Here is a 21,721-nt window from a genome sequence, read left to right on the forward strand (position 1 = left end):
GGACGGAGGATGGGAAGGGCGCGCCCAAACGCGCCGCCGGCGGCAAAAAAGCCGGGGTGGAGGAGCATGGAAAACGGCGTACTACTCGAGGCACGCAACCTCAGCAAATCGTTCGGGGCCCTCAAGGTCTTGCACGAGGTGAGTTTTACGGTCAGCTCTGGTGAGGTTCTGGGCATCGTCGGGCCGAATGGCGCCGGCAAGACAACCCTGTTCAACCTGATCAGCGGCGACATGCGCGTCGATGGCGGCGAGTTGATCTTTGACGGGCAGAAACTCGTTGGCCAGCCGCCCTATCGCCGTTGCAAAATCGGCATAGGCCGGACCTACCAGATCCCGCGTCCCTATGTCGGTATGACGACCTTCGAAAACCTCCTCGTCGCCGCCTTTTTCGGCAGCGGTGCCAAGGATGCCGAGAGCTATCGGCGTTGCGCGGAGATCCTCAGGGCCTGCGAGCTGTCCGACAAGGCGAACCGTTCAGCCGGCTCGCTTACGCTGCTCGACCGTAAGCGGCTGGAACTCGCGCGTGCGCTCGCCTCGTCGCCGAAGCTCCTGTTGCTCGACGAGATTGCCGGTGGGCTTACCGACGAGGAGGGAAGGGCGCTCGTCTCGCTTATTCGCCGCATCCGCGACAGTGGCGTCACCATCGTCTGGATCGAACATGTGCTGCACGCGCTGCTCGCCGTTGCCGACCGCATGCTGGTGCTGAATTTCGGGGAGAAGATCGCGGAAGGTGTGCCGGCCGAAGTCATCCAAAGTCCGGAGGTGCGAAGGGTCTATATGGGGGTCGAGGCATGAGTGCAGCACTGCTTTCCACACACGGACTGGTCGCTCACTACGGCGATTTTCAGGCTCTTTACGGTATCGACTTCGAGATTGCCGCGGGCGAGGTCGTCGCCCTGATCGGGGCCAATGGTGCCGGCAAGTCGACGCTTCTGAAATCGATCATGGGCCTTCTGAGCGTTGCGCCAGGCATGGTACAGCTCGATGGCCGGCCGGTCGGAGGCGCCAAGCCGCATCGGATGGTGGCCGACGGCGTAGCGATCGTGCCCGAAGGCCGTCGCCTCTTTATCGGCATGTCGGTGATCGACAATCTGCGCGTCGCCATCGACCACGCCGGTAAATCCGCTGCTGATGGCTGGACGCTGGAGCGCTTGTTCGCGCTCTTTCCGCTCCTGAAGGAAAAGCAGGCCGTGCCTGTGGAATCCCTGTCTGGCGGGCAGCAGCAGATGGTGGCGATCGGCAGGGCGTTGCTCAGCCAGCCGCGCGTACTTCTGTGTGACGAAATCAGCCTCGGCCTGGCACCGAAGGTGGTGAAGGAAATCTACCAGGCGCTGCCGTCGATCTGTGAAACCGGTACGGCGATCGTACTGGTGGAGCAGGACGTCGGGCTAGCCCGCTCCTCGTCGAACCGGCTCTACTGCATGCTTGAGGGACACGTCAGCCTCACCGGCCGCTCGGCTGACGTCTCGCGCGAAGCGATTGGCGAAGCTTATTTCGGAGGGGCTCATGCAGTGGCTTGACGGGCTCATCCAGGGCATTCTTCTCGGCGGTCTCTATGCCCAATACGCGCTCGGCATGGCGCTGATGTTCGGCGTCATGCGCGTCGTCAACATCACCCATGGCGACCTGGTGATCCTCCTGGCGCTGATCGGCATCAGCCTGGCCACCACTTTCTCGCTCGGCCCGTGGTCGGTACTGGTGATCCTCGTGGTGCTTGGGGCCGTCATCGGCGTCATCCTGCAGCGGCTCATCCTCAACCGTGTCGTCGGCGCCGATCCGCTTCCCTCGCTGATTGCCACTTTCGGGCTCTCCATCGCCCTGCAGAACGCCATGCTGCAGATATGGTCAGCCGACACCCGCTCGCTAGGCGGCGGCGACATCGTGCACGCCTCCTTCCAACTCGGGCCGCTCTTTGTCGGCGTCTTGCCAGTGATCGTGCTTCTGACGGCGACCGTGCTGACCGGCGGCCTCGACGTAGCGTTGCGCTCGACACGCTTTGGCCGTGCCCTGCGCGCAGCTTCGGCCGATGTAGAAGCCGCGGCGCTGACCGGTGTGAACCCGAAGACGGTCTATACCGGGGCAACGGCAATCGCTGTCGCGATCCTCGGCTTTGCCGCGGTCTTCCAGTCGTTGCGTTCGACCGTGGCGCCTGCCGACGGGGCGTTCCAGCTGATCTACGCCTTCGAGGCTGTCATTATCGGCGGCATGGGCTCGATCTGGGGCGCCTTTTTCGGAGCGATGGCGCTCGGGGTCAGTCAGTCCGTCGGTTTCCGCATCGATCCCGGGTTCGGGATCCTCGCCGGCCACCTCGTTTTTCTGATCATCCTCGCCCTGCGTCCCCAGGGCTTCCTAGGAAGGGGTTGAAGCCGTGACCAATGCGTTCGCCGCCCGTTTGACTGATGCCATCCCGCGGCCCGCCGTGCGCGTACAGCGCCAGACGCGCTCGAGCCTGATTGCACTCGTTATCAGCGTCGCGCTGCTCGCGGCCGTCGCTTCGATGCCGCTCTGGGCAAGCCAAGGCCTCATCCGCGACGTTGTCGAACTGTGCTGCTACATCACTGTCGCGCAGATGTGGAACCTGCTTGCCGGTTATGGTGGCCTTGTCTCCGTGGGCCAGCAGGCCTTCGTCGGTGCGGCCGCCTATGCGATGTTCATCATGGCGCAGCTTTGGGGCTTGAGCCCTTTCCTCGCCGTGCCTTTGTCGGTCATTGCACCGGCGATACTGGCGGCACTCACTTATGGCCTGCTCCATCGCCTCGACGGTCCATATTTCGCCATCGGTACCTGGGTGGTGGCGGAAGTCATGCGCCTTGCCACGTCCGTCTTCAGCTATGTCAATGCCGGCGCCGGCATGAGCCTGCGTGTCATGTCGAGCTATACGCCTGGCGAGCGCGCAATCGGCATTTCGGTACTGGCGGCACTGATGCTGCTTGTCGCCGTTGGCGGCAGCTATCTGCTGTTGCGTTCGCGCTATGGCTTGGCGCTGGTCGCCGTCCGCGACAATCCGATTGCCGCCGCAAGCCAGGGCGTCAACGTCGGCCTCCTGAAATTCCTGATCTGGGTGGCCGCCGCCGTCGGTACCGGCCTTGCCGGTGCCATCTACTTCATGGCGCAGCTACGCATCACGCCGCCGGCTGCCTACAGCCCGACCTGGGCGAACGTGTCGATCTTCATCGTCATGGTCGGCGGCCTCGGCTCGCTCGAAGGGGTGCTGATCGGCGCGCTTGTCTATTTTGTCGCCGACCGCTTGTTCGGACAGTACGGCGCCACCTATCTCGTCGTCCTCGGGCTGCTCACCCTCATCATGGCCCTTTTTGCCCGCGGTGGTCTGTGGGGATTGATCCAGAAGGCCACAAACGCCTCCTGGTTCCCGACGAGGCGCACGCTTCTGGAGGACCCGCGATGAGGGCGGCATTATTCGAGGCGGTGGGGCGACCGCTCAATGTCAAAACGATCGAAACGCCGCAACCCGGCGCCGACGAGGTATTGCTGCGCGTTGCCGCCTGCGGCATTTGCGGCTCCGACCTGCACATGACGGAAGATCCCGAGACCTTTGCGCTCAAAAGAGGTGGCGTCCTCGGCCATGAAATTTCCGGCGAAGTGGTGGCCTGTGGCACTAAGGTCGCGAATTTCAAGTCCGGCGACCGGGTTGCCGTCGCGCCGATGCGCGGCTGCGGTCATTGCGACAGCTGCTCGAGCGGCGAACCTGCGTGGTGTGCCGAGATGCGACTGATCGGCGGCGGCTATGCTGAATTCATCACCGTCGCTGCCCGTCAGTGCCGTCGGCTGCCGGACGATTTGCCGACCGAGGAGGGGGCTCTGGCCGAGCCGGTTGCAGTCGGCCTGCATGCGGTCACGCGTTCGGGGTTGAAGCCGGGCAACCGTGTGCTGGTCCTCGGTGCAGGCCCGATCGGCCTGCTCGTCGCCTTTTGGGCCAGACGGCTCGGCGCCGCCCATGTCGTCGTTGCCGATCTGAACCGCCATCAGGCAGAGCGCGCGGCAGAAATAGGCGCTACCGCCTTTGCTCTCTCGGGTGAGGGCCTGGCGGAGGAGTTTCGCGCATTGACCGGAGGCGCACCCGACATCGTCTTTGAATGCGTCGGCAAACGCGGGTTGATCGATGCTGCCTATCGGCTGGTACGCGTGCACGGCACGGTGGTCGCGGTCGGCCTCTGCGTCGGCGGCGACACATGGGATCCATTTGCCGCGATTTCCAAGGAAATACAGGTGATCTTCGCCGTGTTCTTTACCATGGCGGAGTTCGACATGGCGCTGCAGGCGCTCGGCCCCGGCCGCCATCGGCCGCAGGCACTGGTGACCGGCCGGATCGGTCTTGCCGCTGTACCAGACGCATTCGAGGCGCTCAGGCGGCGCACAACGCAATGCAAGGTGCTGATTATGCCCGCAGTCGGCTGAAACGGCATTGGAGGAGGATTGGAATGAATTTCGAAACGGTGCATTACGACATCGAAGGCGTCGCGACCGCTGTACGAGTCATCGGCAAAGGCCCGGCCGTGCTCGCGCTGCATGGCGCTGCCACCGTCGAAGGCACGGAATGGGCGCGGGGCCTCGCCGATCGCTTCCGCGTCTACTTACCCTACCATCCCGGCTTTGGCGACAGCGCTGAGGCGCCGCATGTCACCGGAATGCAGGATATCATTGTCCACAACCTGCATCTGGTCGCCGCCCTCGATCTTGATCGACCGCATCTCCTCGGCCATTCCATGGGCGGCTGGATGGCCGCCGAAATGGCCGTCGTCGCCGGCGAGCGTTTTGGCAAGCTGGTGCTGAATGCGCCGGCTGGCCTCAACGATCCAGATCATCCCGGCGCCGACCTGTCGGCGATCGGGCCCGAGGCGCTACCCGGCTATCTCTCGCATAATGTCGACGTTGCCCTGCGTTATTTTCCGGGGGGAGCCGAATGCCCACCGCTCGACACCTTCCTTGCCGCCCGCGAGAAGGAGGCGCGGGCGCTCGGCAACATCGTCAAGGCCCACGGCATGGGCCATCCCAATCTCGGCCGCTGGCTTTCCCGCATCCCGAACGAGACGCTGATCGTCTGGGGCGAGAAGGACCGAATGCTGCCCGCTTCGCAAGCGCCGCTCTGGGAGAAACGCATCCCGAACGCCCGCACCCTCATGGTGCCGGAGGTCGGCCATTTCGCCATGCAGGAGAACCCGCGCGTGGTGACCGCCATCGGCGATTTCCTTGCCGGCTGAGACAGCTTGCCGCGAGAACACAACAGATTGTCAGGAGGAACAGATGAACGCACCTTTGAAACATAGTGCCGGATATTGGGGCACCAAGACAAACTTCGCCAGCCTTCTCGAGCATATCAGCAAGATCGGGCCGGTTCTTGAAGAAAACGCCGTGGCCACCGAAAAGCTCGGCAAGCTGAACGAGCCCACTTTCGAGGCGCTGAAGCCGCTGCGTATGTCGCATATCTTCGCGACCGAGGAACTCGGCGGCGCACAGCTTTCGCCGACGCAAGGCCTGCAGTTGATCGAAGCCATCACCTACCACAGTGGCGCTGCCGGCTGGGTGTCGATGGTGCATGCCTGCATCGGGGCGATGTCGGCCGCCTTCCTGCCCGACACCGCAATCTCGCGGCTCTTCGGCGGCGGCACCGACAACCGTTTTTCGGGGCAGGGCACGCCAACCGGCATGCTGAAGAAAGTCGATGGGGGCTATCTGCTGAACGGCAAATGGTCCTATGCAAGCGGCATTCACCACGCGACATTCACCCATACCGCCGCCCTGCTCGACGACGGTAACGGTCATCCGGCCAAGGATGAGAATGGTAATGTCGTGGTGCTTTGCGCCCACGCACCGGTCGGCGAGCATGGACTGCTCGGCAATTGGAGCGTGCTCGGCCTGCAGGGCACCGGCAGCATCGACTACGACGCCAAGGACGTCTTCATCGCCGACGACATGGTTTTTCCGATCATGACCGCCGAGCCGCAGCGCCAGAAGGAATTCTTCAGCCTCGGCGTCGTCGGGCTGGCTGCCATCGGCCATTCGGGCTGGGCGATCGGCGCATCCCGCCGTATGCTCGATGAAATGGCTAAGTTTGCCGTGACCAAAACCGGCCGCGCCGGCATGCTTGGCGAGAGTGATAAATTTTGGTTCGATTACGGCCGGGCGGAAGCCCGCGTGCGCGCCACCCGCGCCTTTTTGTTTGAGGTCTGGCGCGAGGTGGAGGCCTCGATCGAGGCGGGCAAGCGCGTCTCGACGCGCCAGATCACCCTCGTGCATCTCGCCAAGTCGGAAGTGCACGAGGCGGGCGTGGATGCATGCCACTTCGTCTATCGCGCTGCCGGTGGTGCGTCGCTGCGCGATGGCATTATGCAGCGCACCTACCGCGAGATGCTGGTGGCGGCCAACCACTTTACGATTAACACTAACATTGTCGGCGCCGCCGGCCGCGAGATCGGCGGGCTATGGAGCGATCGCGTCTGGCAGTTCTACGATCTGGTCGAGAAGAAATGACGGCGCGGTCCGAAAAGCAGGAGCGGGCAGCTCAACCGACGGCCGGCGCTGGCGTGGCAGAGGCTTTCATGATGGCCTTCCGCCACCATCCGGCGGGTGTCGCCATCATCACCGCCGATCCCGGAGACGGGCCAGTAGCTCTGACGGTAAGCTCGCTAATCTCGATCAGCGCCTCGCCGCCGACGGTTGCCTTCTCCCTGTCGGATAATTCCTCCAGTGCGCACGCCGTGCGCCGGGCTGAGACGGTGGTCGTGCATTTCGTGCGCCGCAGCGACATGGAGCTTGCCCGGCTCTGCGCCACCCGTGGCAGGGATCGCTTCGGGCCTGACATCCGTTGGGCGAGGCTCGATAGCGGCGAGCCGTATTATCCGGATGTCGGCCTCTGGTTCCGGGCGGCGGTTCGCGGACTGTTTCCGGTCCCCGGAGCCTGCCTTGTCTCAGCCGAACTCCTTGAGGCTTCACCCGGGGCAGAAGAGGGGCTGGCGGATGACGCGCTGGTCTATGCCAATCGCGCCTGGCATGGACTGCGCCCGATCGCCGACGCCGGCTTGGCACCGCTGTTCCTGTGGCCTGACGATTCGGCAACCTTTTGAGGAGCGCCGTGAGCTGTCAGAGGCTCCAGATTACCGCCTGTTCGTGGCGCTTGATCAGGTGTCTGAGGTCTTCGAAGCTCTTGCGAATATGAGCGCAGAAGGCTTCGACTGCCGGCACGCGGATTTCCTCGGTGCGCCGCAGGAGACCGAGCGCGCGCTCGGGATGAGGAATGTTGACCGGCAGCGCCGTGATCGACTTGTCATTGCGATAGGCGAAGACGACGCTGTGCGGCAGGATGGTGAGCGCATCGCTCGCCTTCAGATAGTTGATTGCGCTCACCAGCGAGCCGCCGGAATAGCGGATTTTCGCCTCGGTGGCGCCGAGCGAGAGGACGAGACTGTGCAGATCGGCAAACAGCGGGCTGCCGGAGGGCGGGGCGATCCAGGGATAATCGAGGAGTTCCGCAGGCGCGAGCTTGCGTCTCAGGAGAAGGGGATGCGTTATACGGCAGGCGACGACATTGCGGCCGGGAAGCAGCTCCTGGAAGCGCATGCCGGAGCCCTCGTCCAGCACGTCGATCGGGCAAATGGCAAGGTCGATGCGATCGGCGTCGATCGCCGCCCGCAGATCCGGAAGGTAACCGTAGCTCTGCTCGATGCGCACGTCCGGTGTGGCATTTTGGAACTCGGCGATCATGCCGGAGATCAGCGCATCCATGAAGAAGGGGGTGCCGCCGACGCGCACCACGCCAGTCCGTCCGTGTCGGAAGCCGTCGACAAGCGACGAGGCCTTTCGCGCTGCCACCAGCATGGCCTGACCGTGGTCGGCGAGCGCCCTGCCGAGGGGGGTCGGCTGCAACGGCCGCCGGCCCTTGACGAACAGCGGTTCTCCGAGCCGCTTTTCCAGCATGGCAAGGGTACGCGACACCGCCGGCTGAGTGAGCCCGAGCAGGGCCGCGCCCTCCGTCACACCGCCGGCCTGTACGACGGCGGCAAGCTGAATCAGGTGTCGTTCATCGAGCTTCATAGCAATCAGGTATATTAAATAGGAGAAAAATCATCAACTGCTACGTTTCGAACTGATAACGTGCAGTTGAGGAGGAAGTATGGGGATCACGTCTTTTACAGAAGCGGATTCGGCTGCCCTTGTGGCAGAGCGACTGGCGCAGTGCGCCGGACCGCTACCGGCCTTCCTTACAGCGTTGGTCGGACATATCCACCAGGCCATCAAGGAAACACGGCCGACCCATGCGGACTGGCGACACGCCATCGAATTTCTGACCGAAGTTGGTCACGCAAGTGATCATAAGCGGCAAGAATGGGTACTGCTCTCCGATCTTCTGGGTGTGACGGCGCTGGTGGAGGAGATCAACACCCGCCGACCGAAGGGTGCTACGCCCAACACCGTGCGCGGCCCGTTCTACCGCGCCGATGCGCCGCGGCTTATGTCGGGTGCGGATATATCGCTCGACGGCATCGGCGAGCCGCTGGCTGTCAATGCCCGCGTCACCGACCTCGACGGAAATCCCGTCGCCGGCGCGAAGGTTGAGACGTGGCAGGCGAATGCGCAGGGATTTTACGAGAACCAGCAGCCGGATCTCCAGCCGGAGTTCAATCTGCGTGGCGTTTTCAGCACCGACGCAGATGGCGGCTTTTCCTATAGGACGGTTCGACCGGGCGGTTATGCCGTGCCCTGCGACGGACCGGTCGGACGGATGCTGCATGCGATTGGCTATCCGCTGCGCCGCCCCGCGCATCTCCATTTTACTATCACCACGCCCGGCTTCCAGACGATCAGCACCCACGTTTATGACGGGCACGATCCGCATCTGTCGCAGGACGCACTGTTTGGCGTCAAGCAGGAGTTGGTTGGCACCTTCCTGCCCGTTGGCAGCCTCGATGGGCCAGCGCCGGTTAGGGACAATGGCTGGTCGCTCGATTTCACCTTCGTAATGGTGCGGGCGCGAGAGGAGCGCAGGTCGGCATGACACTCGATTTTTCCTATCAGCCGCATTCGACACGCGTCGTCTTTGCTTCCGGAGCGAGCGCCGGCGTTGCCCAATGGATCGAGACGCTGGGCTGCCGCCGCGCGCTAGTGCTGACGACGCCGCAGCAGGCCGCTGACGGCGAGGCGCTGGCCGCTCGTCTTGGCGCGCTTGCCGTGGGCACGTTCGCGGGTGCGACGATGCACACTCCGGTCGATGTCACCGAGCAGGCCCTGGCGCGCGCGGCCGCGCTTCAGGCCGATTGCGTCGTGTCGCTCGGCGGCGGCTCGACCACCGGTCTTGGCAAGGCAATGGCCTACCGTACCGACATTCACCAGCTTGTCGTGCCGACCACCTACGCCGGTTCGGAAGTAACGCCGATCCTCGGTCAGACGGAAAGCGGCATCAAGACGACGGTTCGCAGCCCGAAGATCGTGCCGGAGGTGGTCATCTACGATCCCGAACTGACGCTTGGCCTGCCGGTCGCTATGAGCGTCACGAGCGGGCTCAATGCCATAGCGCACGCCGCCGAAGGTCTCTATGCCGATGATCGCAACCCCATCACCACCATGATGGCGATCGAGGGTATGCGCGCCTTTGCCGAGGCGCTGCCGGTGATCGTCAAGGCGCCGCGGGATGCCGAGGCGCGGGAAAAGGCACTCTATGGCGCCTGGCTCTGCGGCACCGTGCTTGGACAGATTTCCATGTCGCTGCATCACAAGATCTGCCACACGCTGGGTGGAAGTTTCGACACGCCGCATGCAGAGACACACGCGATTATGCTGCCGCATACGATCGGCTTCAATGCTGCGGCGGTGCCGGAGCTGCTTGCACCGATCGGGGACATTTTCGGCGGCACGCCGGGCCAGGGGCTCTACGATTTCGCCAAATCCGTTGGCTCGCCGCTGGCGCTGAAGGATTTCGGCCTCACCGAGAGCGATCTCGACCGCGCCGCCGAAATCGCCACGCGCAACCCTTATGCCAATCCGCGGCCGATCGACCGAGCCTCGATCCGAACGCTGCTTCAGGACGCATGGGCGGGAGAACGCCCGCCACTCTAAAACGCTTGTGTTTACTTTGGGAGGAGGAAACCAAAAATGTTTACGAGACGTAACCTGCTGAAAACCGCAGCAGCGACCAGCGCGCTTGCCGCGACATCCAGCCTGGCCATGCCCGCGATCGCCAAGGGCAAGGCGATCAAGCTCGGCTATGTCAGCCCGCAGACCGGGCCGCTTGCCGCCTTCGCCGAGGCCGACAAGTTTATCCTCGATGGCTTCCTGGCCAAGACCAAGGCTGCCGGGCTCGATTATGAAATTATAGTCAAGGATAGCCAGTCCAACCCGAACCGCGCCGCCGAAGTCGCCAAGGAGCTGATCGTCAAGGACGAGGTCAATCTCGTGCTCGTCGCATCGACGCCGGAAACCACCAATCCGGTCGCCACTACCTGCGAGGCGGAAGAGATGCCCTGCATCTCGACGGCCGCGCCCTGGCAGCCCTGGTTCATTGGTCAGCAGGCCAACCCAGGTGACCCGTCATCGTGGAAGCCCTTCAACAGCGCCTTCCACTTCTTCTGGGGCCTGGAGGATGTGATCGCTGTCTACACAAACATGTGGCAACAGCTGGAAACCAACAAGAAGGTGGGCGGCCTCTTCCCGAACGACGGGGATGGCAATGCCTGGGGCGATAAAGTGGTCGGTTTCCCGCCGGTTCTCGAAAAAGGCGGTTACACCCTCACCGATCCCGGCCGCTACCAGAACATGACCGATGATTTTTCCGCACAGATCAATGCCTTCAAGTCGGGCAACTGCGAGGTCATCACTGGCGTCATGATCCCGCCGGACTTCACCACCTTCTGGAACCAGGCAAAACAACAGGGCTTCCATCCGAAAATCGCCTCCATCGGCAAGGCCATCCTGTTCCCCCAGGCGGTCGAGGCTCTGGGCAAAAGCGGTCACAATCTGTCCTGCGAGGTCTGGTGGTCGGCCAGTCATCCTTTCAAGTCCTCGCTGACGGGAGAAAGCGCCGCGGAACTTGCCGCAGGCTTCACAAAGGCCACAGGCCGGCCCTGGACGCAGCCGATCGGCTTCGTTCACGCGCTCTTCGAGGTGGCTGCGGATGTCATGAAGCGGGCGGACCCGACGGACAGCGCGGCTGTAATCAAGACGATCGCGGCGACCAACCTGGACACGATCGTCGGTCCGGTCGCCTGGAACGGTGCCAATGTTCCGCCTTTTGCCGCGAAGAACGTGGCCAAGACACCGCTCGTTGGCGGTCAGTGGAGATTGAAGGACGGCGGTGGCTACGATCTCGTCATCACCGACAACAGGACCGCTCCCAATATTCCTGCGGGCGGCAAGATGGAGCCGATCGCCTCAGCGTGATGCGCTGCCGGGGGCTGCCCCGGAGGCGGTCATGCGTCGGATTCGGCGAACGGACGAAACAGACACCAATCAGGAAGAAGATGGTCATACTTGCCCTCGAAAATGTTTCGAAGAGCTTCGGCGCCCTAAAGGTCGCGGATGACGTGTCATTTGCGCTGGAGAGCGGAGAGGCGTTCGGCATCATCGGGCCGAACGGTGCCGGAAAATCTTCCCTGTTCAATCTCATCAGCGGCAATCTGCGCGTCGATGAGGGGCGGATTATCTATCGCAACGAAGACGTGACGCGCCAGCCGCCGATGGCGCGATGCCTGGCGGGGATCGGCCGCACATTCCAGATCCCGCAGCCCTTCCAGCAGCTGACCGTTTTCGAAAACCTTCTGGTCGCCGCGGCCTACGGTTCACAAAAGACCGAGCGGGAGGTGTCGGAGCGCTGCGCGGATATTCTGGTGAACACCGGCCTGATCGCACGCGCCAATCAGGCGGCCGGTAGTCTCGGCCTACTTCAACGCAAACGCCTCGAACTTGCGCGGGCGTTGGCGACCGAGCCCAAGGTGCTGCTGCTGGATGAGATCGCCGGCGGCCTCACGGAGGGCGAGTGCGGTGAACTAGTGGAGACGATCCGGACAATCCACGGAGCCGGTGTTGCCATCATCTGGGTCGAACACGTGCTTCATGCCCTCAACTCCGTGGTGAGCCGTCTTCTCGTGCTGAATTTCGGCAAGGTGGTCGGCCTCGGCAGGCCGACCGAGATCATGGAATCGAAGGCGGTCCGCCAGATCTATCTTGGGATTGACGTCTGATGGCACTTCTTGAAACACAGGGTCTTACGGCTTTCTACGGCGACTTCCAGGCGCTCTTTGGGGTCGACATCACGCTTGATGCCGGTGAGACTTTGGCGATCATCGGCGCGAACGGCGCCGGCAAATCCACGCTGATGCACTCGATTTCGGGCATGCTCGCTAATGCGCCAAACCAGATCAGCTTCGATGGAAGACCCATCGGCGCGCTGCCAGCCCCCGAGGTCATGGCGCTCGGCGTCGCCATGGTGCCGGAAGGTCGCAAGCTCTTCCCGTCTCTGACGGTGGAGGAAAATCTGCTGATTGGAAAATATGGGCGTAGCGTCAAAGGGACATGGACGCTTGAGACAATATACGAGCTCTTTCCGGTCTTGAGGGAAAGGCGCAACAATCCCGGCACAGCGCTATCGGGCGGTCAGCAGCAGATGGTGGCGATCGGCCGGGCGCTGATGTCCAATCCAAGGGTGTTGCTCTGCGACGAAATCAGCCTCGGCCTGGCACCAGTGGTGATCCGCGATATTTACGCGGCCTTTCCCAAAATCCGCGCCGAGGGTGCCGCCATCGTGATCGTCGAGCAGGATATCGGCCAGGCGCTCAAGGTAGCAGACCGCCTCTACTGCATGATGGAGGGACGGGTGACGCTGAATGGAAAGCCGGACGCAATTAGCCGCGCCGACATCCATTCTGCCTATTTCGGAGTGCATGCGGGATGAACTGGCTCGACACGATTATACAGGGAATTCTGCTTGGTGGCCTCTACGCTCTGTTCGCGGCCGGCTTGAGCCTCGTTTTCGGCATCATGCGGCTGGTCAATCTCGCGCATGGCGATCTCATCGTCCTGGCCGCCTTCTTGCTTCTGGTGCTGGTCAGCGCGCTCGGGCTCAATCCCTTCGTCGCGGCACTGGTCGCCGTTCCGGTGATGTATGCGGTCGGCTGGGGCCTGCAGTTCCTCTTGCTCAATCGCACCATCGGAGACGACATACTGCCGCCGCTGCTTGTCACCTTCGGCCTTTCGGTCGTTATTCAGAACGCGCTGTTGGAAGGCTTTTCTGCCGATAGCCGTCGCGTTTCGGTGGGCGCGCTGGAAACCGCGTCTCTCAAGATCGGGCCGATCAGTGTCGGCACCATGCCGCTGCTGACTTTCCTGGCGGCGATTGCCGTCATCGTCGGCCTCAACCTCGTCTTCTACAAGACAAGCCTCGGCCGCGCCTTCCGCGCCACCTCGGACGATCGCGCCACGGCGGGTCTGATGGGCATCCGCTCCGACCGCATCTTCGCGACCGCGACGGGCCTCGCGATGGTTGTGGTAACGATCGCGGCCCTCTTTCTTGGCACGCGCGCCAATTTCGACCCGACGATGGGGCCGGCGCGGCTGATCTACGCCTTCGAGGCGGTCATCATTGGTGGACTCGGCTCCTTCTGGGGTACGCTCGCAGGCGGCGTGATCATCGGTGTCGCACAAACGATCGGCGCAGCCGTCAACCCCGAGTGGCAGATCCTCGCGGGGCATGTGGCGTTTCTTCTCGTGCTGTTGGTCCGCCCGCGCGGGCTTTTTCCAAGGGCGGTCGATTGACATGGTGCACGATACGCTTTCCCCCGACTCCGCTTCGCCTGCGCCGCCGCCTAGCTGGACCGTATCGACCCGCGATCGCGCCTCGTCGTTTGCAGTGCTTCTCGTCGTTGCGATGATTGCAGCAGGCGTTGCCGCTCCCTTTTTCGTGCCACGCGCGGCGCTTCAGGACCTCTTTTTCATCCTGACGATGCTGACGCTCGCGCAATGTTGGAACCTGCTTGCCGGCTATGCCGGGCTCGTTTCGGTTGGCCAGCAGGCCTTCGTCGGCTTCGGGGCTTATATTATGTCCGCCGCCGTCATCCTCAGCGGGCTCAATCCTATTGTCGCGATCATGCTCGGCGGGCTTGCCGCCATGATGCTTTCCGTGCCGACGGCCTTCTTCGTCTTCCGGTTACACGGTGCCTATTTCGCGATCGGGACCTGGGTGATTGCCGAGGTCGTGCGGCTGTCTCTGGCGCAATGGAAGGCGCTCGGCGGCGGCACGGGAACATCGTTGCCTTCCGGCATCACGCGCGATCTGCCAGGCGCCCGCCTCGCCGCCGATTGGCTCAGCGTGCGGCCTGCCCAGGCCGCGGATATGGTGTGCTATTGGTTGGCGCTTTTGTTAGCGTTTGCCGCCATTGGCTTTGCCTATCGGCTGTTGCGGTCCAAGCAGGGACTGGGGCTTGCCGCCGTGCGTGACAATCGCGAGGCGGCAAGATCGGTTGGCATCGATCCAAACCGCATTAAATTTGCCGTCTATCTCGCCGCCGCCTTCGTCACGGGCCTGACCGGCGCGCTCATTTACCTGCAAAAAGCGCGCATCTCGCCAGACGCCGCCTTCTCGGTCACCGACTGGACCGCCTATGTGATCTTCATCGTCGTCATCGGCGGCATCGGTACGATCGAGGGACCGATCGTCGGCGTCATCGTCTTCTTCATTCTACAGAAGCTTTTTGCCGATTATGGCTCTTGGTATCTGCTCGTTCTCGGCCTTCTCGGCATTGCCGTCATGCTATTTGCCCCGCGCGGACTGTGGGGCCTCTTTACCGAGCGCACCGGACTTCAACTTTTCCCCGTTCGCCGCATCCTTGCCGGCGGACCATTGACCAAGACTATCAAGGGAGGGCCGCATGGCTGACATCAACACCGACGTTTTGATCATAGGGACTGGCCCTGCCGGCTCGGCCTCAGCGGCGCTGCTTGCCAGCTACGGCGTCGAGACCATGGTCATCAACCGCTACCGTTGGTTGGCCAACACGCCGCGTGCGCACATCACCAACCAACGTACGATGGAGGTTTTGCGCGATCTGGGAAAGGATGTCGAGGACGAGGCCTATCTCTTTGCCACTGGGCAAGATTTGATGGGGCAGAACGTCTTTTGCACCTCGCTTGCCGGCGAAGAGATCGGCCGGATGCGCAGCTGGGGCACGCATCCAGTGAGCCGGGCCGAGCACCAGCTGTCGTCGCCCTCGCACATGAACGACCTGCCCCAAACCTTCATGGAGCCGTTGCTCTTCAAGACAGCATGCTCGCGCGGCACGCAGGCGCGCATGTCGACCGAATATATTCGCCACGAGCAGGACGCCGACGGCGTAACGACGACCTGCCGCGACAGGCTCACCGGCGGGGAGCTCACGGTCCGGTCCAAGTACCTGATTGGCGCAGACGGCGGCAATTCCAAGGTGGCGGAAGATGCAGGGCTCACCTTCGAGGGCCGTATGGGCGTCGGCGGATCAATGAACATCCTCTTCAAGGCCGACCTTTCGAAATACGTCGCCCATCGCCCCTCTGTGCTCTACTGGGTCGTCCAGCCAGGCGCCGACGTCGGCGGCATTGGCATGGGCCTGGTGCGCATGGTGCGGCCGTGGAATGAATGGCTGATCGTCTGGGGATACGACATCAATCAGCCAGCGCCGGACGTAGACACGGCCTTCGCCACCAAGGTGGTGCGTGACCTTGTCGGCGATCGCGAGCTGGCGGTGGAAATCCAGTCGGTTTCGACGTGGACCGTCAATAACCTCTATGCAACCACAATGCAGAACGGCCGTGTCTTTTGCATGGGGGATGCCACCCATCGGCATCCGCCGTCGAACGGACTGGGCTCCAATACGTCGATCCAGGATGCTTTCAATCTCGCATGGAAACTCAGTTACGTGTTGAAAGGCAAGGCTGGTCCCGCCTTGCTCGACAGCTACCAGCGCGAGCGCGCGCCGATCGCCAAGCAGATTGTGACCCGAGCCAATAAGTCGATCGAGGAGTTCGGGCCGATCTTCAAGGCGCTTGGCCTGCTCGATTCCATCGACCCCGTGAAAATGCAGCAGAACATGGATGCGCGCTGCGACGATACGGCGGCGGCCGAAACGCAGCGCGCTGCCATCCGTCAGGCGATCGCAGCCAAGGTCTATGAATTCGATGCTCACGGCGTCGAGATGAACCAGCGCTATCGGTCGGAGGCCGTTCTCGCCGACGGTCAGCCGGAGCCGGCCTTCGAGAAGGATGCGGAGCTGCACTACCAGCCGACCACCTGGCCGGGCGCGCGGCTGCCGCATGCCTGGATCTTTGCCGACAACGGAACCAAGGCCTCGACGCTCGATCTTTGCGGCAAGGGCCGCTTTACGGTGCTCACCGGCATTGGCGGCCGAGGCTGGGTCGAGGCAGCAAAGCAGCTCGGCCGTGAACTTGGTCTCGACATCGAAGCCCATATCATCGGGCCGCGCCAGCATTGGCAAGATCTGACCGGCGACTGGGCCAATCTGCGTGAGGTCCGCGACAGTGGCATTATTCTCGTGCGACCCGACCAACATGTCTGCTGGCGTCGCGAAACCATCGCGGAAGACCCGGTGGCGGAGCTTCGTCGCGCGCTATCCTTTGTTCTAGCTCTGTGAGATTTCGCTATGGAAACGCATGAAAAGGGATTTTTCACGGAGGAGAACTCCGTCGAGGTCGTTACCGGGCGCAACGCCAATGCGCGTGATCCGCGTCTGAAGCAGGTGATGGAGGTCATCACGCGCAAGCTGCATGAGGCGGTCAAGGAAATCGAGCCGACGCAGGATGAATGGTTCAAAGCGATCATGTACCTGACCCAGACCGGTCATTTCTGCAACGAGTGGCGACAGGAGTTCATCCTGCTTTCGGACGTGCTCGGTGTGTCGATGCTTGTCGATGCGATCAACAACCGCAAGCCGTCGGGTGCGTCGGAATCGACCGTGCTCGGACCGTTCCATGTCGCGGACGCGCCCGAATTGCCGATGGGGGCAAACATCTGCCTCGATCAGAAAGGCGAGGATATGGTCATTCATGGCCGCATTCTCGATATCGATGGCCGGCCGGTTGCCAATGCCGTGCTCGACGTCTGGCAGGCTAATGACGAAGGATTCTATGACGTCCAGCAGAAGGGCATTCAGCCCGACTTCAATCTGCGCGGCGTGTTCCGCACCGGCGAGGACGGTCGCTACTGGTTCCGAGCGGTCAAGCCGAAGTTCTATCCGATCCCCGACGACGGCACGGTCGGCAAGCTCCTGGCGGGGCTCGGCCGCCATCCGTACCGCCCGGCCCACCTGCATTTCATCCTCAAGGCCGACGGGTTCGAGACGCTAACGACACACATCTTCGATCCTCACGATCCCTATATCAACTCCGACGCCGTCTTTGGCGTCAAGGAAAGCCTGCTGGCCGAATTCAAGCGGGTCGACGATGCGGTGCGGGCACGCGAGCTGGAGTTTCCAGGTTGGTTCTGGGAGGTCGAATACGATTTCGTGCTGGCACCTTCGAAGAAGAGCTAAACTCTGCGGACGATGCCAAGGAGCGGGACGCGACAACTTGCGTTTGACTCTCTTATATCTTGAGCCGTCTGTGTACTCATGCCCGGCTCAGTCCGGGCCCTTTCGTTCGCGCTCGGCCATGAAAGGTCCGTGAGCCCAATGGATTTCGCGATCGTGCTTTTCGACTGATCGACGCAGCTCGGAGAATTCGCGCCGCAGATGTCCAACAAGCTTGCGTCCGGCCGGATTTGAATAGGGCTTCGTTCTCGTCATGATCCCCAGTGCCCGTTCCGGCTGCGGGATATCAAGCGGAATGACGCTGATCCTGTTTTCCCGGCGCAACGCGTAAGCGACGGAAAGCGGCAGGATTGCCAGAGCGTCCGTTCCGATCAGATAATTCAAGACGCTCATCAGAGAGCCTCCGGCATAACGGATCGAAACCTCCTCTATGCCGAGCGTGAGCAGAATATTATGCAAGTCCAGTACCAGCGGCGAGCCGGGCAGGGGAGCGACCCAAGGGTAGTTGAGGATGTCCTCGGTTGCCAGATTGCGCTTGCGCATCAGCGGATGGCCAGCGCCACAGGCCAGCACGTTTCGGGCAGGCAGCAATGGTTCGAACTGCAGGTCGGCCCGAAGATCGGCGGAGCCCGTCGGTGTGACCGCGACATCGATTCCACCGGATTCGAGCTCGCTTACCAGGTCGGAATAGTTGCCGTAGGACTGGTGCACCATGATCCCCGGCTCGTCGCGTTGGAACGAGGCGATCATGGGCGAGACAACCGCATCCATGAAGAAAGGCACGCCGCCAATCCGCACGCGGCCGAACGAACCCGACTTGAAACTGCGGATGATTTCCATCGCCTTGCGCGATGACGCGAGGATTGCTTTGCCCTGCAGGCCGAGCTGTTCGCCGAGCGGTGTCGGCTGCATTGGCCGTCGCCCCGAGACGAATAGCGGTTCACCCACTCGCTTCTCCAGGATGGAGATGGTTCGCGATACGGCCGACTGCGTCATGCCGAGCATGGCGGCGGCTTCCGTTACGCCTCCAGTCTCGATGACGGCGGCCAGCTGAACAAGGTGATGTTCCACGATCTTCATAGCAAAATGCTATAGTATTTATGAACAATCTCATCAATCGCCGTTTTAGATCAGCTATATTGGCAGTGGTTGGCGAGGGGCTAAGAGCTGATTGCGAACTAATGGGGAGGAATGCGGAGGAGGAGCCGCTCCCCTGGGACGATCGTTTGTTTTATAGGAGGAGGAGAACGATGGCACTTGTCAGCGGCTATCATCACTTGACCCTTTGCACCGACGGTGTGCAAGAGGACTATGATTTTTACACCAAAGCGTTGGGCCTTTATTCGGTCAAACGTACCGTGCTGTTCGATGGCACCATCCCTGTCTATCATCTCTATTACGGGTCTCACAGCGGCGAGGCTTCGACGATCATCACCACCTTTCCGTTCCGCAAACCCGCCATTTTCGGCAGGCGTGGTACGAACCAGTCGAAGATTATCCAGCAGGCGATCCCCGCCGGTGCGTGCGGCTACTGGGTCGAGCGGCTCAATGCCCGCGGCATCGAGGCTGCGAAGATATCGCGCTTCGGCATCGCGCGCGTAGCCTTCAAACATCCGTGCGGCATTCCCCATGAACTGGTGGAAAGCCCCTCCGACAACCGGCCGCCCATCGTCAATGAGGCGCAAGGGGTTACGGCCGAGCATGGTATCAAGGGTATCTACGGCGCGGCGATTGCCGTGTTTGACCGCACCGCCATGGATGACTTCCTGACTGTCGGCCTGTCGATGACGAAGGAAGCCGACAGCAACGAGGGACTGATGTTCTCCGTCCCAAACGCAAACGGTCCCAACAGCATGGTAGAAATCCTGCATGAAGCAAATAGCCCGCAGGGCACGTGGACGCTTGCCGGCGGCACTATTCATCATCTGGCGCTCAACACCGGCGACGAGCAGAATCAGCTGCAGCTGAAGGCGCATCTGGAGGGGCTGGGATTCACCGACGTTTCCGACCAGAAGGACCGCAACTATTTCAAGTCCTGCTACGTCCGTTCGCCGGGCGGCGCGCTGTTCGAGATCGCCTGGTCGGTCGAGGGCGGCTGGGCGCTTGATGAGCCGGCTGACCAGATCGGCACCACCCTGGTCTTCCCGCCGTGGTTCGAGAATCGTCGCGAAGAGCTGATCGCTGGCCTGGAACCGGCGAACTTCTAAGCTGGGAGATGGCGATGCATCATGAACCTCTCCTGCTCGGCGCTGCACCCGAGGAGGCCCAAGTCTACTGCGTCTTCATCCATGGGCGCACCCAGTCACCTGAAGAGATGCACGAGCATGTGATCGGTCGGCTTAAGACGTTGGGCGTGGCTTTCGTACTGCCGCGCGCTGCCGGTAGAAGCTGGTATGGCGCGCGAGCTACGGAACGGTTGACGCCGGCAACGCGAGAGGAACTGGAAGCCTCGCTGGCTTATATTCGCGGTATTACCGACGAATTGACCCGTCGCCGTCACGCCACGCCTCTGCTGATCGGCGGCTTCAGCCAGGGCGCGTGCCTAGTCTTGGAATATGCGATGAAATACGGGCCATGGCGGGGTGCCATGGTCAATCTTACTGGTTGCCGCGTTGGCACTTCGGAGTGCGACAGACCCTTTGCGGACCTTGATCGCATGCCGGTTTATCTGACCGGATCCGACAAGGACCCGTGGATCCCTGTCGATGCTTTTGCCGACGCTGCTGAAAGTCTTGCACGGGCACGGGCGAGTTTGCGTTGCGACGTTCTGCCCGACCGCGCGCACGAGGTTTCGCCCCAAGAGATTGCGGGGCTTGAAACTATGCTCTCGACCCTTGTCCGCGGTGACGGCGTGGTTCTGTAGCCGGCAAGTTGCGTTAGGCAACACATCGACAATTTTGAAATGAACAGCGACAGCAATTGTCTTGCCAAAAGCGGCGCGGAAAAAGGGCTGCCAAAACCCTAACTGAAATCGCCCGATTAGCGGCTAGGGCTGTCGCCAGGGCGTGGCGCGAACCGCCATTGCGCCGCGGAAGGGGGCGATCGCCTGTCGTGATCAACGATTTTTATGGTGCGAATTGTCGGCTCACGTCGATTTCCTGCGAAAAGGCCTTGCGGTAGGACATGGGGGAGGTTTTGAACTGGATGTGGTAATGAGGACAGCGAAGATGCTGGCCCTTTGATGAAATATGGAACGAGATGAGCCCATCCCAAGTCGAAAGCAGCGGCCTGCGAAAGATTAGGCTCTATGAGCAGCTTCACGAGCGATTGAGGGCAGAGATTCTCGCCGGAGCGGTGCCTGAAGGTGTCGTCTTGACCGAGGCCGCCCTTGCCGATCTGGTCGGCAGCAGCCGGGCGCCGGTTCGTCAGGCATTGCAGATGTTGTTCGATGGCGGCCTGATCGCGCGTCTCAATGGCCGCGGCTTCATTGTCGGTAAGGCAGGGACACCACCGAAGCGGATCAAGCTCGGCGATTATCTCGGCAAATTGTTCGACGAAGATGGTGATAGGCCGGTATTCGCATGGCAGGCGCTTTACGAGGATGTCGAACGCATCGTCGTCCATCGCTCCTTTTTCGGCCGTTATCGCATCAATGAAAACGAGTTGGCACGGCATTTCGGCGTGGGGCGCGCCGTAGCACGTGATGTGCTGTTAAGGCTCGAGACGCTTGGCATCACCGAAAAGGACGACAATTTTCGCTGGTCGATCGTCCCGCTCGACAGCCAGCGTATCCGTGACCTCTATGAGGTGCGCGAACAGATCGAGCCTGTGGCGCTCGCAAGCGCCTTGGGCGGGCTTTCAAGAGACCACGTCGATACAATGCTCGCGCGGCTGTCGCAGGCGCTTGCGGATTATCCCGATGTCTCGGCCTCGACCATGTACGAGCTGGAGCTCGATCTTCATCTGCGCAGCCTTCAGGCTTGCCCGAACAAGGAGTTCTTGAGCATCCTGAAGCGGACGCACTGCATCCTTACGCTCAGCAAGCATATCGTCGGCAGTCGCATCAAGAGGCCGGAATACGAGCCCTTCCTGTCGGAGCACATCGGTGTCTTTAAAATGGTGCAAGACCGAGACGAGGAGGGGCTGCGCAAAGCCATGCGAGATCATATTCGCAACTCGCAACCGAGCGTACAGGCACGCGCCGCCTATATCCGCGAGCAATACCAGCCGGACGAATACCCATTCATCGTCTGATGCGCGGC

Annotated in this window: 22 protein-coding genes; 20 read left to right on the forward strand and 2 right to left on the reverse strand. The window is 61.9% G+C overall.

Annotated features, from left to right (window positions below):
* The first annotated feature begins 66 nt into the window (after positions 1-66).
* The 8 genes from FHX05_RS20875 to FHX05_RS20910 are packed head-to-tail and all read left to right on the forward strand — an operon-like array spanning position 67 to position 7,082.
* Complete coding sequence (locus FHX05_RS20875; protein ID WP_183874197.1) at positions 67-795, forward strand: ABC transporter ATP-binding protein; 729 nt, start codon at positions 67-69, stop codon at positions 793-795.
* Positions 792-1,520 carry an ABC transporter ATP-binding protein gene (locus FHX05_RS20880; protein WP_112609064.1) on the forward strand — a complete coding sequence of 243 codons (729 nt, stop codon included), beginning with the start codon at positions 792-794 and terminating at the stop codon, positions 1,518-1,520. The genes FHX05_RS20875 and FHX05_RS20880 overlap by 4 nt, the downstream gene beginning before the upstream one ends.
* Positions 1,507-2,364 (forward strand): branched-chain amino acid ABC transporter permease, encoded by an 858-nt coding sequence (locus FHX05_RS20885; protein ID WP_112413316.1) that lies wholly within the window; start codon positions 1,507-1,509, stop codon positions 2,362-2,364. The genes FHX05_RS20880 and FHX05_RS20885 overlap by 14 nt, the downstream gene beginning before the upstream one ends.
* Positions 2,365-2,368: 4 nt before the next feature.
* A complete protein-coding gene (locus FHX05_RS20890; protein WP_348648329.1) occupies positions 2,369-3,406 on the forward strand; it encodes a branched-chain amino acid ABC transporter permease in 1,038 nt (345 codons plus the stop codon).
* A complete protein-coding gene (locus FHX05_RS20895) occupies positions 3,403-4,416 on the forward strand; it encodes an alcohol dehydrogenase catalytic domain-containing protein (protein WP_183874199.1) in 1,014 nt (337 codons plus the stop codon). The genes FHX05_RS20890 and FHX05_RS20895 overlap by 4 nt, the downstream gene beginning before the upstream one ends.
* A gap of 23 nt (positions 4,417-4,439) precedes the next feature.
* Positions 4,440-5,219: an alpha/beta fold hydrolase gene (locus FHX05_RS20900; protein ID WP_183874201.1), complete on the forward strand. Its 780-nt coding sequence runs from the start codon at positions 4,440-4,442 to the stop codon at positions 5,217-5,219.
* Between the two features lie 43 nt (positions 5,220-5,262).
* On the forward strand, positions 5,263-6,489 hold the full coding sequence (locus FHX05_RS20905) for an acyl-CoA dehydrogenase family protein (protein WP_183874203.1): 1,227 nt from the start codon (positions 5,263-5,265) through the stop codon (positions 6,487-6,489).
* Positions 6,486-7,082, forward strand: coding sequence for a flavin reductase family protein (locus FHX05_RS20910; RefSeq protein ID WP_183874205.1), 597 nt, complete (start codon positions 6,486-6,488; stop codon positions 7,080-7,082). The genes FHX05_RS20905 and FHX05_RS20910 overlap by 4 nt, the downstream gene beginning before the upstream one ends.
* Before the next feature lie 16 nt (positions 7,083-7,098).
* Here FHX05_RS20910 and FHX05_RS20915 read toward each other — a convergent pair whose 3' ends face one another.
* Positions 7,099-8,049, reverse strand: a complete 951-nt coding sequence (locus FHX05_RS20915; protein ID WP_183874207.1) for a LysR family transcriptional regulator — start codon at positions 8,047-8,049, stop codon at positions 7,099-7,101.
* 79 nt (positions 8,050-8,128) lie between these two features.
* On the opposite strand from FHX05_RS20915, the gene FHX05_RS20920 reads away from it, so the two are divergent.
* From FHX05_RS20920 to FHX05_RS20960, 9 genes are all read left to right on the forward strand, one after another.
* The gene (locus FHX05_RS20920; RefSeq protein WP_183874209.1) at positions 8,129-9,010 is read left to right on the forward strand and encodes a dioxygenase; all 882 of its coding nucleotides are present in this window, start codon (positions 8,129-8,131) and stop codon (positions 9,008-9,010) included.
* A complete protein-coding gene (locus FHX05_RS20925) occupies positions 9,007-10,068 on the forward strand; it encodes a maleylacetate reductase (protein WP_183874211.1) in 1,062 nt (353 codons plus the stop codon). Before FHX05_RS20920 ends, FHX05_RS20925 begins: the two co-directional genes overlap by 4 nt.
* A gap of 36 nt (positions 10,069-10,104) precedes the next feature.
* Positions 10,105-11,388, forward strand: a complete 1,284-nt coding sequence (locus FHX05_RS20930) for an ABC transporter substrate-binding protein (protein WP_183874213.1) — start codon at positions 10,105-10,107, stop codon at positions 11,386-11,388.
* A gap of 80 nt (positions 11,389-11,468) precedes the next feature.
* Complete coding sequence (locus tag FHX05_RS20935) at positions 11,469-12,188, forward strand: ABC transporter ATP-binding protein (RefSeq protein ID WP_183874215.1); 720 nt, start codon at positions 11,469-11,471, stop codon at positions 12,186-12,188.
* Entirely contained in the window at positions 12,188-12,898 is a 711-nt protein-coding gene (locus tag FHX05_RS20940) for an ABC transporter ATP-binding protein (protein WP_183874217.1), read from the forward strand. The genes FHX05_RS20935 and FHX05_RS20940 overlap by 1 nt, the downstream gene beginning before the upstream one ends.
* Positions 12,895-13,758: a branched-chain amino acid ABC transporter permease gene (locus tag FHX05_RS20945; RefSeq protein WP_112337689.1), complete on the forward strand. Its 864-nt coding sequence runs from the start codon at positions 12,895-12,897 to the stop codon at positions 13,756-13,758. Before FHX05_RS20940 ends, FHX05_RS20945 begins: the two co-directional genes overlap by 4 nt.
* 1 nt (position 13,759) lies before the next feature.
* The gene (locus tag FHX05_RS20950; RefSeq protein ID WP_183874219.1) at positions 13,760-14,878 is read left to right on the forward strand and encodes a branched-chain amino acid ABC transporter permease; all 1,119 of its coding nucleotides are present in this window, start codon (positions 13,760-13,762) and stop codon (positions 14,876-14,878) included.
* Positions 14,871-16,625 carry an FAD-dependent monooxygenase gene (locus FHX05_RS20955; RefSeq protein WP_183874221.1) on the forward strand — a complete coding sequence of 585 codons (1,755 nt, stop codon included), beginning with the start codon at positions 14,871-14,873 and terminating at the stop codon, positions 16,623-16,625. Before FHX05_RS20950 ends, FHX05_RS20955 begins: the two co-directional genes overlap by 8 nt.
* 9 nt (positions 16,626-16,634) lie before the next feature.
* Complete coding sequence (locus FHX05_RS20960; RefSeq protein WP_183874223.1) at positions 16,635-17,522, forward strand: intradiol ring-cleavage dioxygenase; 888 nt, start codon at positions 16,635-16,637, stop codon at positions 17,520-17,522.
* A gap of 87 nt (positions 17,523-17,609) precedes the next feature.
* On the opposite strand, the gene FHX05_RS20965 is transcribed toward FHX05_RS20960, so the two are convergent.
* Positions 17,610-18,599, reverse strand: coding sequence for a LysR family transcriptional regulator (locus tag FHX05_RS20965; protein WP_183874225.1), 990 nt, complete (start codon positions 18,597-18,599; stop codon positions 17,610-17,612).
* A 170-nt stretch (positions 18,600-18,769) separates the two neighbouring features.
* On the opposite strand from FHX05_RS20965, the gene FHX05_RS20970 reads away from it, so the two are divergent.
* The 3 genes from FHX05_RS20970 (at position 18,770) to FHX05_RS20980 (ending at position 21,713) form a co-directional block, all read left to right on the forward strand.
* Positions 18,770-19,726, forward strand: coding sequence for a VOC family protein (locus FHX05_RS20970; protein ID WP_183874227.1), 957 nt, complete (start codon positions 18,770-18,772; stop codon positions 19,724-19,726).
* 14 nt (positions 19,727-19,740) lie between these two features.
* Entirely contained in the window at positions 19,741-20,382 is a 642-nt protein-coding gene (locus FHX05_RS20975) for a phospholipase (RefSeq protein WP_246699024.1), read from the forward strand.
* Positions 20,383-20,717: 335 nt separating this feature from the next.
* Entirely contained in the window at positions 20,718-21,713 is a 996-nt protein-coding gene (locus tag FHX05_RS20980) for a GntR family transcriptional regulator (protein WP_183874230.1), read from the forward strand.
* Positions 21,714-21,721: the final 8 nt, after the last annotated feature.

It is taken from the genome of Rhizobium sp. BK491 (genome assembly GCF_014194925.1).
Taxonomy (GTDB): domain Bacteria; phylum Pseudomonadota; class Alphaproteobacteria; order Rhizobiales; family Rhizobiaceae; genus Rhizobium.

Excerpts from the sequence above, each read along its gene's own strand:
- FHX05_RS20875 (WP_183874197.1), top strand. The coding sequence starts at position 67 with ATGGAAAACGGCGTACTACTCGAGGCACGCAACCTCAGCAAATCGTTC.
- FHX05_RS20880 (WP_112609064.1), top strand. The coding sequence starts at position 792 with ATGAGTGCAGCACTGCTTTCCACACACGGACTGGTCGCTCACTACGGC.
- FHX05_RS20885 (WP_112413316.1), top strand. The coding sequence starts at position 1,507 with ATGCAGTGGCTTGACGGGCTCATCCAGGGCATTCTTCTCGGCGGTCTC.
- FHX05_RS20895 (WP_183874199.1), top strand. The coding sequence starts at position 3,403 with ATGAGGGCGGCATTATTCGAGGCGGTGGGGCGACCGCTCAATGTCAAA.
- FHX05_RS20900 (WP_183874201.1), top strand. The coding sequence starts at position 4,440 with ATGAATTTCGAAACGGTGCATTACGACATCGAAGGCGTCGCGACCGCT.
- FHX05_RS20905 (WP_183874203.1), top strand. The coding sequence starts at position 5,263 with ATGAACGCACCTTTGAAACATAGTGCCGGATATTGGGGCACCAAGACA.
- FHX05_RS20910 (WP_183874205.1), top strand. The coding sequence starts at position 6,486 with ATGACGGCGCGGTCCGAAAAGCAGGAGCGGGCAGCTCAACCGACGGCC.
- FHX05_RS20915 (WP_183874207.1), bottom strand. The coding sequence starts at position 8,049 with ATGAAGCTCGATGAACGACACCTGATTCAGCTTGCCGCCGTCGTACAG.
- FHX05_RS20920 (WP_183874209.1), top strand. The coding sequence starts at position 8,129 with ATGGGGATCACGTCTTTTACAGAAGCGGATTCGGCTGCCCTTGTGGCA.
- FHX05_RS20925 (WP_183874211.1), top strand. The coding sequence starts at position 9,007 with ATGACACTCGATTTTTCCTATCAGCCGCATTCGACACGCGTCGTCTTT.
- FHX05_RS20930 (WP_183874213.1), top strand. The coding sequence starts at position 10,105 with ATGTTTACGAGACGTAACCTGCTGAAAACCGCAGCAGCGACCAGCGCG.
- FHX05_RS20935 (WP_183874215.1), top strand. The coding sequence starts at position 11,469 with ATGGTCATACTTGCCCTCGAAAATGTTTCGAAGAGCTTCGGCGCCCTA.
- FHX05_RS20940 (WP_183874217.1), top strand. The coding sequence starts at position 12,188 with ATGGCACTTCTTGAAACACAGGGTCTTACGGCTTTCTACGGCGACTTC.
- FHX05_RS20945 (WP_112337689.1), top strand. The coding sequence starts at position 12,895 with ATGAACTGGCTCGACACGATTATACAGGGAATTCTGCTTGGTGGCCTC.
- FHX05_RS20950 (WP_183874219.1), top strand. The coding sequence starts at position 13,760 with ATGGTGCACGATACGCTTTCCCCCGACTCCGCTTCGCCTGCGCCGCCG.
- FHX05_RS20955 (WP_183874221.1), top strand. The coding sequence starts at position 14,871 with ATGGCTGACATCAACACCGACGTTTTGATCATAGGGACTGGCCCTGCC.
- FHX05_RS20960 (WP_183874223.1), top strand. The coding sequence starts at position 16,635 with ATGGAAACGCATGAAAAGGGATTTTTCACGGAGGAGAACTCCGTCGAG.
- FHX05_RS20965 (WP_183874225.1), bottom strand. The coding sequence starts at position 18,599 with ATGAAGATCGTGGAACATCACCTTGTTCAGCTGGCCGCCGTCATCGAG.
- FHX05_RS20970 (WP_183874227.1), top strand. The coding sequence starts at position 18,770 with ATGGCACTTGTCAGCGGCTATCATCACTTGACCCTTTGCACCGACGGT.
- FHX05_RS20975 (WP_246699024.1), top strand. The coding sequence starts at position 19,741 with ATGCATCATGAACCTCTCCTGCTCGGCGCTGCACCCGAGGAGGCCCAA.
- FHX05_RS20980 (WP_183874230.1), top strand. The coding sequence starts at position 20,718 with ATGAGCCCATCCCAAGTCGAAAGCAGCGGCCTGCGAAAGATTAGGCTC.